9 protein-coding genes and 1 pseudogene are annotated in these 11,299 nt (G+C 42.9%); 4 read left to right on the forward strand and 6 right to left on the reverse strand.

Annotated elements, in window-relative coordinates; all coding sequences use genetic code 11:
* Positions 1 to 385: 385 nt before the first annotated feature.
* The 4 genes and pseudogenes from mgtE to speG all read right to left on the reverse strand — a co-directional run.
* Positions 386 to 1,666, reverse strand: a pseudogene (gene mgtE / locus GKR71_RS16670) (magnesium transporter); the annotation flags it as partial.
* Between the two features lie 386 nt (positions 1,667 to 2,052).
* A complete protein-coding gene (gene ppx, locus GKR71_RS16675; RefSeq protein WP_036953201.1) occupies positions 2,053 to 3,585 on the reverse strand; it encodes an exopolyphosphatase in 1,533 nt (510 codons plus the stop codon).
* 4 nt (positions 3,586 to 3,589) lie between these two features.
* Positions 3,590 to 5,659 carry a polyphosphate kinase 1 gene (ppk1, locus tag GKR71_RS16680; RefSeq protein ID WP_154634601.1) on the reverse strand — a complete coding sequence of 690 codons (2,070 nt, stop codon included), beginning with the start codon at positions 5,657 to 5,659 and terminating at the stop codon, positions 3,590 to 3,592.
* Between the two features lie 69 nt (positions 5,660 to 5,728).
* Positions 5,729 to 6,274, reverse strand: a complete 546-nt coding sequence (speG, locus tag GKR71_RS16685) for a spermidine N1-acetyltransferase (RefSeq protein WP_132496064.1) — start codon at positions 6,272 to 6,274, stop codon at positions 5,729 to 5,731.
* A gap of 379 nt (positions 6,275 to 6,653) precedes the next feature.
* Between speG and GKR71_RS16690 the strand changes: the two genes are divergently transcribed.
* Positions 6,654 to 7,550, forward strand: a complete 897-nt coding sequence (locus GKR71_RS16690) for a LysR family transcriptional regulator (RefSeq protein ID WP_036953210.1) — start codon at positions 6,654 to 6,656, stop codon at positions 7,548 to 7,550.
* A gap of 47 nt (positions 7,551 to 7,597) precedes the next feature.
* On the opposite strand, the gene GKR71_RS16695 is transcribed toward GKR71_RS16690, so the two are convergent.
* A complete protein-coding gene (locus tag GKR71_RS16695) occupies positions 7,598 to 8,185 on the reverse strand; it encodes a LysE family translocator (protein WP_036953212.1) in 588 nt (195 codons plus the stop codon).
* A 347-nt stretch (positions 8,186 to 8,532) separates the two neighbouring features.
* Here GKR71_RS16695 and GKR71_RS16700 point away from each other — a divergent pair, with 347 nt between their 5' ends.
* Genes GKR71_RS16700 through arsC form a run of 3 tightly spaced genes read left to right on the forward strand, consistent with a single transcriptional unit; the run spans position 8,533 to position 10,626 of the window.
* Complete coding sequence (locus tag GKR71_RS16700) at positions 8,533 to 8,853, forward strand: metalloregulator ArsR/SmtB family transcription factor (protein ID WP_108478032.1); 321 nt, start codon at positions 8,533 to 8,535, stop codon at positions 8,851 to 8,853.
* Positions 8,854 to 8,898: 45 nt separating this feature from the next.
* Positions 8,899 to 10,188 carry an arsenic transporter gene (locus GKR71_RS16705; protein WP_108478033.1) on the forward strand — a complete coding sequence of 430 codons (1,290 nt, stop codon included), beginning with the start codon at positions 8,899 to 8,901 and terminating at the stop codon, positions 10,186 to 10,188.
* 12 nt (positions 10,189 to 10,200) lie between these two features.
* Positions 10,201 to 10,626 (forward strand): glutaredoxin-dependent arsenate reductase, encoded by a 426-nt coding sequence (arsC, locus tag GKR71_RS16710; RefSeq protein WP_154599195.1) that lies wholly within the window; start codon positions 10,201 to 10,203, stop codon positions 10,624 to 10,626.
* A 185-nt stretch (positions 10,627 to 10,811) separates the two neighbouring features.
* Here the strand turns inward: arsC and purN are convergent.
* On the reverse strand, positions 10,812 to 11,299 hold a 488-nt coding region (purN, locus tag GKR71_RS16715; protein WP_154634602.1), incomplete at its 5' end, for a phosphoribosylglycinamide formyltransferase.

Here is an 11,299-nt window from a genome sequence, read left to right on the forward strand (position 1 = left end):
CTGCCACCTTAAAAACAAGCGTAATATTCTGTTTAGTTTGAAAAGGTAAAATTACTACTCCAAATGACAATTGAATGTCACGATATGATATTAATAAACGAGCAATTACAGACGATTGTATATTTTTAGGTGCAAAATAATGGGAAAAAATACAATAAATATAATGGTACTCATTTATTAAGTGTGAAATTAAATAGAATGAATAACGGGGATAAATAAAATAATATAATTAACTTGCAGGGGATAAGGCTATTTAAATAAATAATACTCGCGGATATGATCTGTCAGTGATTTCTATTTTAGTAGAATTAGGAGGTTTTGCAGGAAATGGCAGGTTTTTATAAACCCGCATACCTAGCTTAAGGCAAAGTACGCGGGTAGTTAGTTAAACTAAGAATAGGGTTGCTAACCCTAAGAAGATAAAGAAACCACCAGTATCAGTGATTGCGGTGATCATCACGCTAGAGCCGATAGCAGGATCTTTACCCATCTTAATCATAATTAATGGGATCAGAACACCCATGATGGCAGCCATCAAGAGGTTGAGCACCATCGCAAGGGTCATCACAGCGCCCATGGCGAGATCCCCATAGAGAAGGTAGGTGACGACGCCCATAATACCACCCCAAACCACCCCGTTAATAAAGGCGACTCCGAGCTCTCTTATCATGAGGAAGGAGAAGCTACCGTTCTGAATTTGGTGTAGCGCAATGGCGCGGACAATCATCGTAATAGTCTGGTTACCGGTATTACCACCAATACCTGCCACGATTGGCATTAATGTTGCGAGGGCAACTAACTGTGAAATGGTATCTTCGAACACCCCGATAACGCGGGAAGCCACAAACGCGGTACACAGGTTAATGGCAAGCCATGTCCAACGGGTTTTAACCGCTTGACCAACAGGGGCGAATACGTCCTCTTCAGGGCTTAACCCCCCCATACGGCGGATGCTGTTGTCGTTTTCTTCGCTGATATTATCAACGATGTCTTCAACGGTTAGGCGCCCCATCAGTAAACCATTGCTGTCTACAACGGCGGCAGAAATTAAGTCATAACGTTCGAACGCGCTTGCCGCATCTTCACCTTTTTCATCGGGTAAGAAGGTAACGGTATCGGTTTTCATCACGTCGGCAACAATACGTTCTGGTGCTTGAATCAAAATGGTGGTCAGGGGTAATTCACCTTGCAGATAATTATCTTTATCGACAACGAAAATTTTATCCGTTGCTTCTGGAATTTTTCCCCGTTGGCGTAGATAGCGTTGTACTGTTTTTAGGGTGACATTGGAACGCACGGTGACGAATTCGAAATCCATCATTTGCCCAACGCTGTCTTTGGCGTATTGGAGAACTTCACGAATACGGCTGCGTAAGCTTGGGTCTAAGTAGGTAAGGAGACGGCGCATCGTATCGCGGGGCAAGTGCTCGGCGATATACGCTTGTTCGTCCACATGTAAGCCAGCAACCGCTCGCAGCAGTTCTCGGTCTGACATATCTTTAATCAGGCTGTCCCAAACAGAGACAGAGGCCTCAACCAATACTTCACCGCGTTCGTTGTTGTCGACTAAGCGCCAAAGTGCGAGACGCTCGTCGTACGGTAGCATTTCAAGGATATCGGCGATATCCGCGGTGTGGAGGTCAACAAGCAGTTCTTTAACAGTGCTAATTTTTTCACTAAATGCTTTATCATCCATACTGACGTGTTGGTCTTTCTCGACAAGAGCGTGAACAAACTCTTCGTCTTCCATGAATAACGTCAGTATTTGCTGGCGGATGTACGCCAGTCTTTGTGAATGCGGATTGATTATTGGTGCCGCATCAGTTGAAAAAGCAGTTTGTGACATGTTAATCCTTAAACCATTCGGCGCCGAAGCGCTTTAAATTAATTCGCCTGCGAGGTGACGAAACTTCTACCCAGTATTGTCGCTGATCCCAAAAAAATATCAAATCTGTTCATATTTCGAATAAGAAGAACAAAACAACACTGACCGCAAATCATTATTTTTTATTTCTATTTTCTAAATCATATTCATTTTTGAGTCATATAAGCCTATGGCTCATTTTCTGCGCAAATGGTGAGTTTCCAGCCTGGAACCTCTTCCCAGTAGGCACTCTCTTTTTCAAGGTCAAGCAGCATTAACGCATTGTGGGCGAGATACTGCGCAGGTAAGAAAAGTGTCCAATGACCATCGTCAGTTTCAATGCGCATAGTTGAAGGCGTCGTTGTCGATTGGCGCTGATTATTCAATAAGATAGATAAGCGCAAAATCTGTATCAACGGCATAAATTGCTTGCGTTTAAATAAGTTAAATTTAGGTATTTCATCGTATTTAATGGCACGACGATGATTACGAACCAATGTCGCTAATAGCAATTGTTGCTCTTGGCTAAATCCTGGTAAGTTGGTGTTTTGTAAGATATAAGCGGAGTGGCGATGCATGCCACTATGGTTAATACTTAATCCCACTTCGTGCAGCATAACCGCCCAAATTAAAATGGATTCTAATTGCGGGTTGGCCTGTTTAGGGTTCTGCTGGCGCCACTGATAATACAGCTCTTCCATGGTTTTCAAAACCCGTTTAGCTTGTTCTCGGTCGATATTATAGTGTTCGGCAAGGCTTAATGCGGTGCGTTGACGAATATCTTGGTGGCGAAAGCGACCTTCCATCTCATAGAGAACACCTTCACGCAAGGCGCCATCTGAGAGGCGTAATTCTTTGATGTCGAGGGAATCAAAGACCGCAATTAAGATAGCTAAACCTGGCACAAAAACTTGTTTACGATCAGAAGAAAGTCCCGGAATTTCTAGTGATTTAAACGTTTTGTACTTCAATGCTATTTGTTTGATTTTTTCGAGGCGCTCACGGGTAATAATGCCATCACGCTCGCCCATCTCTACAATCACCGCATGTGCCGCTTTAATGGTGCCGGATGCTCCCATTGCGACGTCCCAAACTTGCTTCTTAAACAGGGTAGCGGTGCTTTCCAATTTTAAGCAGGCGGCTAAATAAGCGCGATTAAAATTATCTGGGGAAATCGTTTCATTAGGGAAATAGTGACGCGCGAAGCTAACGCAGCCCATACGGCGGCTTTCAATTAAAATCGGCTCAAATTTTTCACCGATCACCAGCTCCGTAGATCCACCGCCAATATCGATAACCAGTTTGCGTCCTTTTTCCGGCTGCGTGTGCTCAACGCCCATAAAAATCAAGCGAGCCTCCTCTTGTCCTGAAATAATCTCAATCGGGTAGGGGATAATGGCTTTGGCTCGGCGTAGAAATTCTTCAACGTTGGTGGCGACTCGTAATGAATGGGTACCGACGATACAGACGTTATCAGGCGTGAAACCTTGTAGACGCTCAGCAAATAGCGATAAACACGCTAAGCCGCGCTCCATGGCTTCTTCACTGAGTTCGTTGGTATCACTCAGCCCATCAGCAAGATGAACACGTTTTTTTAAACGGGTTAGAACTTGTAGTGCTCCATTGACAATACGCGCAATAACCATATGAAAACTGTTTGAACCCAAGTCAATTGCGGCAATTTCTTGTGGTCTTGGGGTAGATGAACTGGCAATTGGCATAGTATCAAGCTCTTCTTTCAGGCATTTCGAGTGCTTTTAAAAATTCATAAACAGCTAATTGAGCGCGAATTTTGCGCTTATTGCCGCGGGGAACATAATGATTACTGAGTTCTTTGTCAACAAAGCGGGCTTTGACGGTATCACTGAACTGTAATTCGAGGATATCTAAAACCAACTGTTTAAGTCGCGGATCCAGCAAACGAACAGCCACCTCGATACGGTAGTCGATGTTGCGGGTCATCCAATCGGCTGAGGAGATAAAGACTTTTTCGTCACCGCCGTTGGTAAAGACATAAACTCGGTCATGCTCTAAGAATCGGTCCACCACACTGGTGACCTGGATATTCTCGCTATAGCCTTGTTGCCCTGAAACAAGTGAACACATACCACGCACTAGCAAGCGAATTTTAACGCCTGCATTAGAAGCATCATAGAGCTTATCGGTCAATTCTTTATCGACTAAATTATTAATTTTCAGCGTGATGCCGCTAGGCAACCCAGCTTCAGCATTCGCAATTTCTTGGTCAATTAATTCAGTGATTTTGGTGCGTGTATTTTGCGGAGATACCATCAAATTATCGAAAGTTACAGGGCGATACGGGTTTTCAATAAAGCTAAATACTCGGCGCACTTCATTGGTGATTTGCTCATTACAGGTGAGTAATGAGTAATCGGTGTAGAGACGAGCGGTTTTTTCGTTAAAGTTACCCGTACCGATATGGGCATAGCGAACAATTTGTCCTTCTTCCATGCGGGAGATAATAAATAACTTGGCGTGAATTTTAAGCCCTGGCGCGGAGAAGATAACGTGGACACCCGCTTCAGTCAGGCGTTTTGCCCAGTGAATATTGGCGGCTTCATCAAAACGCGCTTGCAGCTCCACTACCACGGTGACTTTTTTACCGTTGTGGGCGGCGTGGATCACCGAGTCGATGATGCGTGAGTCTTTTGCCACACGGTAAATATTGATTTTGATGGATAACACATTCGGGTCAAACGACGCTTGGCGCAGCAATTCTAATGTGTGCTCAAAGGTGTAATACGGGTAGTAGAGCAACACATCGCGTTCGCGAATGGCATCAAATCCGTTACGGAAATTATCAAACCAACGGTGACGTAAGCGCGGTAGCGGTTTGTTGAGTAAGTTTTTATTTCCTTCATTTGGGAAGTTAATAAAATCTTTAAAGTTATGGTAACGCCCCCCCGCAATCACCGAGTCATCACTTGATAACCCCAGTTTTTCTCGTAGCAGCGCGACCATTTCATCGGGCATATCACGTTGATAAACAAAGCGAACAGGCTCAGCCGTTAAGCGCTGTTTTAACGTGGATGACATAATTTCCAGCAGGCTAGACTCCATCTCCGTGGCGATATCATATTCCGCATCCCGGGTCATTTTCATGGAGTAGGCGTTGAGTTTGTCGTAATCAAAGAAGCCTTTGAAAATTTCATCGAGAGTATAGCGAAGGATATTATCAATCAAAATCATTGACTTGCGGCGCTTTGGCATCTCTGGCGGGAGATTAACAAAACGCGGAACTTTATCCGATGGGATTTCTAATAAAGCGTATTGCACTTCAGCACCATTAATAATTTCAACGGCAAGGTAGGTGTAATCGTCTTTCAGAAATTCCACTAAGTTAGTATCACGATTAATTAAAATTGGCGTGATATGTTGGCGTAAATTTTGGCGAAAATATTGGCGTAACCAAATTTGCTGACGAGGTGAAATTTGACGCTCGTTAATTAAGAATATTTGGTTGCGTGCCATTTCAAGGAGCAGGTCGTTGTAGAGAACGTCGAACTCTTGCTCTTGTTTGGCCACTTTAGATTGAATGCGTTTGAGTAGATGACGTGCACCGCTGGCGGAACCGCGCTCTTCATTGATTAAGATGCGACGTTTTACATCCGCAAAACGGACTTTATAGAACTCATCTAAGTTATTGGAGTAAATGCCCAAAAAACGCATTCGTTCTATAAGAGGGTTCCGCTTATCCGCGGCTTCTTGGAGAACTCGTTCGTTAAAAGAGAGCCAGCTGAGCTCTTTTTCATGATAGAGGCGTTCTTGGGACATTGTTGCTCCGTATTCGACTGGTTAATGCTGATAAAAACCGATTATCACCTTTGACTTCTATTGCGTTATTTACGCGTTTTCAGACTGCTGTTTCATTGCAAAATATTGGTGCTGGAACACACACATACGGATTGCGGTGTGGTAGCGACCATTAACAAAAAATTCATCAATCAGCTCGCCTTCTGTGTGGAAGCCGAGTTTATTATAAATATGGATAGCTTTGACATTTTCTTTATCGACTATCAGATAAAGTTTGTACAAATTGAGCACTGAAAAGGCGTAGTCCATGGCCAGTTTTGCAGCGCGGCTTGCATACCCTTTGCCTTGATAGCGGGGTGCAATAATAATCTGGAATTCAGAACGACGGTGAACATAATCAATTTCAACCAGCTCAACTAAACCGACTTTTTCACTGTCAGATTCGACAATAAAGCGGCGTTCGGATTGGTCATGAATATGCTTATCGTAAAGATCACTGAGCTCAACGAATGCCTCATAAGGCTCTTCGAACCAATAACGCATAATGTTGGCGTTATTGTCCAGCTGGTGGATAAAAGCTAAATCTTCACGCTCAAGTGGGCGCAACTTAAACAGATGAGCTTGCCCGGTCGTCATAAAACACCTCGATTGTTGTTAATTATAAAACTATTTATGGCGAAAGTATCAACTAGAAAATTAATTACTTAGCGCTGTTATAAGGATACCACTTATTTGCAATAAAATAATGACAGAAAGCAGGGAGAGGGTGAGTTTGTCGAAGATTAGTTTGTTTAAGTGGGAGTGATTAGCATGTAGTTAGCGGTACACTGAGATGATTGTGATATTAATCTAGTCAGTGTGGTCGCTTTGTACCATGAGTGGGCGTTGATGAATCGCTCTCAGAGGATAGGCTTTGGTGTTATTTATAAAAATATAGCCATTTCGAATTAGGTGTAGAATACGATAGTATGATGAATATCAAATTGAGAGTTTATTCATGTCCATAGGTATATAAATGATAGATGATATCCGTTACCTGATTGTTTTTGCAAAAATTGTGGAGTCAGGCTCAATTTCAGGAGGGGCAGACGCTTTAGGGCTCACTACTGCAACGGCAAGTACTCATTTATCTAAACTTGAGAAAAACCTTGGAAGTGCATTGTTATATCGAAATACCCGAAAACTCTCTCTAACTCATGATGGTGCCAAATTACTTGAGACAGCAAATTCCATGCTTGAGTTGTATGAAAAGGGATTTATTGAGTTTAAGCAACGTGCCATTTCAACAACAAATAAGTTGAATATTTCTATTCCCGCTGTTTTTCTAAATAGTGATTTTACTCATCATCTTGCCGATTTTATAAAAGAATATTCAGATGTTTGCCTGAATATTTCTTATAGTGATACACGCAAAGACATCATTGCGGACAGTATTGATGTTGCATTTCGGATTGGGGAACTTCCGGACAGTTCACTCAAATCTCGACATCTTTTTGTATTGCCTAGACAAGTTGTAGCATCTAAGCGATTTCTCAGAAATTACAAGCCAGTAAACCATCCTAAGGACTTAGAAAAAATGCCTTGGATTGGTTTAACTATGCGGCAGAGTATTCGAGAATTTAAGCACAAAAATGGGGAGGTAGCTTTAATTAAGTACACACCAACTGTTAATGTCGATAATGTTGAGGCTGCCTACGCCCTTGCAAAACAGCAAGTGGGTCTAACCGCACCTCCCCTCTATCTCTGCAGAGGAGACATTAAACGTGAAGAGATGCAAGAGGTACTCCCTGAGTGGTCATTAGAGCCGCTTAAAGTTTATGCAATTTGGCCTCCCAATATATCGACTAGCAGTATTGCTTACACATTGATTAATAAGCTTTATAATGCGTTTGAGTCTCATCAATTGGATTGATTGAATTGTTGAATGATTAGCGTATTAATGGAAACTGACAATTTGAGTTATTGGGAATAAAGCAGATAGCATGCTGTAATAATTAATGTTCCCCCCATCAAAAAATTAAAAATGCGAATTCTCTGGGTGCTATTCAGTAATATTGAAACTTTATCCCCAAGAATAGCCCATGCAGTCAACGAGAAATAACACACGAGAAAGTAGATCATGATAAAGGTTATTAGTGTAGTTTGCGTTGATGGTTCAGAGAACAAGGCAATCCCTGAAGCGCAAGCTATCCAAGCTTTTGGATTGAGCCATTGAAGCAAAAAACCGTGGGTAAAACTTGGGATATCAACTTTATTCAAAGTTAACTCAGGCTGAGATGAGGCAATTTTATAACCGATATATATTATAAACGCTGATCCAGTAATATTGAGGTATTTGAGGAACAGTGGATGCTTATCGATGACTGTGTAGAAACCAAATCCGATAAATATAAGCAATAACGTAAATCCGATTGTGGCGCCTGAAACAAATGGGAGAGTTCTTCTAACGCCATGGCTTGCCGCTGAAGAGACAATGACCATATTGACAGGACCTGGTGAAATTGACATCGTTAAGGAAAACATAAACATAGTAAAGATTAGAATCATTTTCTCTCCGCGTTCTTATTAACGCACAATAAAAAATATACCGAATTTTTATTACCCGGTTGAGTTTCTGTAGTCTTTATAGGTTATAGAAATAAAAACGCTAAATTAAGTCGGTTTTCTTTAAAGGTGTATTTGATTTTTCCACATTATCGTTTCATGTATCGATCAGACAATACCATCGTATTTTCAGGGGGTTGAAAAGCAAGGTCTTGTCATTCGCTTTACGTGCTCACTTTATGCGCAGAACCAAGCCATAATTACGTTTGCGCCTACGAGATGTTTTGATGGTTTCAAAATAAACACATATGGTATACCATATGTGTTTGGTGTGCTAAACGGAGTAAACAATGCTACAACCTGTTCAGCTTTTTAAAATCTTATCGGATGAAACTCGTCTCACCATTGTTATGCTTCTCCGGGAATCGGGTGAACTGTGCGTATGCGATATATGTGTGGTTACTACTGAATCACAGCCTAAAATTTCTCGCCATATGGCTATCCTGCGTGAGGCTGGGCTGGTGCTAGATCGTCGAGAAGGTAAATGGATTCACTATCGTCTCTCACCTCACATTCCCGCATGGGCGAGTGAAACAATAACGACGGCATGGCACTGCTTGCGCGATGATATACGTGAACGCTTGAAAAAATCCGTATGTACGTCTTGCTGATAAGTTTAATTATATGCGCATAAACATATATAAAGGAGTCTGGAAATGTTTCTTGCTGGAAGCATCTTTATACTGACGTTGGTTCTAGTCATCTGGCAACCAAGAGGACTCAGTATTGGCTGGAGTGCAAGTATTGGAGCTGTGCTTGCTTTGGGAACGGGGGTGATCCAATTTGATGATATTCCCGTCGTCTGGCATATCGTCTGGAATGCTACAGCAGCATTCATTGCGATCATCATCATCAGCTTGCTGCTAGATGAATCTGGTTTCTTTGAATGGGCTGCATTGCATGTTTCCCGCTGGGGAAACGGGCGCGGTCGTCTGCTGTTTACCTGGATTGTTCTGCTTGGCGCCGCGGTTGCTGCACTGTTTGCAAACGATGGTGCTGCATTGATATTAACACCGATTGTGATTGCAATGTTACTCGCTCTGGGGTTCAGTCAGGGAACAACACTGGCATTTGTCATGGCGGCAGGATTCATCGCTGATACCGCTAGCTTACCTCTGATTGTCTCTAACCTAGTCAATATTGTTTCAGCAGATTTCTTCGGTCTGGGCTTTACGCAGTATGCTTCCGTGATGGTTCCTGTGAATTTGGCGGCTATTGCTGCCACGCTGGTTATGCTGCATCTCTTCTTTCGTCGTGATATCCCTGCCAGATATGACGTTTCCTTGCTGAGAATTCCTAGTAGTGCGATTAAGGATCCTGCAACGTTTAGGGCTGGCTGGGTTGTTCTGCTGTTCCTGCTAGTTGGTTTTTTTGTTCTGGAGCCACTGGGGATCCCTGTCAGCGCGATAGCAGCTATTGGCGCAGTGGTATTGCTAGTGGTAGCCAAGAGGGGAGATGCCATTAATACTGGGAAAGTGCTTCGTGGTGCGCCTTGGCAGATCGTGATTTTTTCTCTGGGTATGTATTTGGTTGTCTATGGTCTACGTAATGCTGGACTCACTGACTATCTTTCTTCCGTACTCAATATACTGGCGGATAAAGGCTTATGGGCTGCGACATTCGGTACTGGCTTCCTGACCGCCTTCTTATCGTCGATGATGAATAATATGCCGACGGTGCTGATTGGAGCGCTGTCGATAGACGGGAGTGCTGCAACTGGTGTCATCAAGGAGGCAATGATTTACGCCAATGTGATTGGTTGCGACTTAGGTCCCAAAATTACCCCGATAGGCAGTCTTGCTACACTGTTATGGCTTCATGTACTGGCTCAGAAAAATATGACAATCACGTGGGGGTATTATTTCCGTACCGGCATTATCATGACCCTACCAGTGTTATTTTTTACTCTGGTCGCGCTAGCGTGGCGGCTATCTATCACTTTGTAATGAGATATTGATATGAGCAACATTACTATTTATCACAATCCAGCCTGCGGCACTTCACGTAATACACTAGAGATGATACGTAACAGCGGTAATGAACCAACGATTATTTACTATCTTGATGCGCCGCCAACCCGCGATGAACTTATTAAACTAATTTCAGATATGGAAATTTCTGTGCGTGCATTGCTGCGTAAAAACGTTGAACCTTATGAGAAATTGGGTCTTGATGAAGACAAATTCTCTGATGAGCAGTTGATTGATTTTATGCTTCAGCATCCTATTCTGATTAATCGACCAATTGTAATTACGTCGCTTGGTACACGTCTTTGTCGTCCCTCAGAAGTTGTGCTGGATATTCTACCTGAAGCTCAGAAAGGTTCTTTTACTAAAGAGGATGGTGAAAGGGTTATAGATGAAACAGGGAAACGAGTGAAATAATTTCTCGAATTAATATTATCGGGTGTCTGTTTATTTCACACTGACGCCCGCTTTCCGATCAAAACTACTTCTCGGGTTGCCTGACAAAACATTTCTTACAAAGGGCAAATGGCTGAGATTGTATTACTCGCTCAGACCTGCCAACCAAATCTGAGCGAATACATTTAAACTTACCTAACTGCGCATTAATTTGCTTGATAACCTGTCGCTGATAGCGGCTGGCCATCAAGCAGGGCTTTACCGTCTTGCATCACGAGGCGACCCGAAACAAACCACGCAATAACTTGAGGATAAATCAGGTGCTCTTGGAGTTTAACGCGTTCAACCAAATCGTCTTCAGTATCTTGCGGTAAAACCGGCACATGTCCCTGTAAAATAATCGGACCGCCATCGAGCTCTTCAGTGACAAAATGCACGGAAGTGCCGTGTTCTTTATCGCCGTTCTCAAGTGCGCGTCGATGAGTATGTAACCCCGGATATTTAGGCAGTAAAGAAGGGTGGATATTCAGCATTTTTCCTGTGAAATGTTTCACAAACTCAGGGGTTAAAATACGCATGAACCCCGCCAAGACCACTAAATCCGGTTGATACTGCTCGATAGCTTCTAACAGTGCAGCATCGTAGGCTTGGCGGTCGGCGAACGCTTTTGAGCTAACACAAAGGGCTGGAATAC

The organism is Providencia sp. wls1922 (genome assembly GCF_009706505.1).
GTDB classification, from domain to species: domain Bacteria; phylum Pseudomonadota; class Gammaproteobacteria; order Enterobacterales; family Enterobacteriaceae; genus Providencia; species Providencia lanzhouensis.

Excerpts from the sequence above, each read along its gene's own strand:
- ppx (WP_036953201.1), bottom strand. The coding sequence starts at position 3,585 with ATGCCAATTGCCAGTTCATCTACCCCAAGACCACAAGAAATTGCCGCA.
- ppk1 (WP_154634601.1), bottom strand. The coding sequence starts at position 5,659 with ATGTCCCAAGAACGCCTCTATCATGAAAAAGAGCTCAGCTGGCTCTCT.
- speG (WP_132496064.1), bottom strand. The coding sequence starts at position 6,274 with ATGACGACCGGGCAAGCTCATCTGTTTAAGTTGCGCCCACTTGAGCGT.
- GKR71_RS16690 (WP_036953210.1), top strand. The coding sequence starts at position 6,654 with ATGATAGATGATATCCGTTACCTGATTGTTTTTGCAAAAATTGTGGAG.
- GKR71_RS16695 (WP_036953212.1), bottom strand. The coding sequence starts at position 8,185 with ATGATTCTAATCTTTACTATGTTTATGTTTTCCTTAACGATGTCAATT.
- GKR71_RS16700 (WP_108478032.1), top strand. The coding sequence starts at position 8,533 with ATGCTACAACCTGTTCAGCTTTTTAAAATCTTATCGGATGAAACTCGT.
- GKR71_RS16705 (WP_108478033.1), top strand. The coding sequence starts at position 8,899 with ATGTTTCTTGCTGGAAGCATCTTTATACTGACGTTGGTTCTAGTCATC.
- arsC (WP_154599195.1), top strand. The coding sequence starts at position 10,201 with ATGAGCAACATTACTATTTATCACAATCCAGCCTGCGGCACTTCACGT.